Raw genomic sequence first — 232 nt, forward strand, 5'->3', positions numbered from 1 at the left:
GTCGCGGCTGATGAAATCATCCGCGGCCGACAAGGCCTGCAGACGCCCCGACACGCTATCCCAGATGTCCGGCTGGCCGCGCAGCTCGTGACGCAGGATGGCGTAGATCGTCGCCAGCTTGTTCTTGACGCGGTGGCTCAGCTCATCGACCACGATGCGCCGGAATTTTTCCTCCTCGTCGATCCGCATCAGCAATTCGCGATACTGATTGGCAGTCCAGACGATCAGCGCG

1 protein-coding gene is annotated in these 232 nt (G+C 61.6%); it reads right to left on the bottom strand.

Features of this window, described 5'->3' with window-relative positions; genetic code table 11:
- The coding region (locus SAZ04_RS23115; protein WP_332700160.1) for an HWE histidine kinase domain-containing protein at positions 1–232 on the bottom strand (232 nt) is incomplete at both ends.

This window comes from Halalkalibacter lacteus, assembly GCF_036663595.1.
In the GTDB taxonomy this organism is placed as follows: Bacteria; Bacillota; Bacilli; order Bacillales; family Bacillaceae_D; genus Halalkalibacter; species Halalkalibacter lacteus.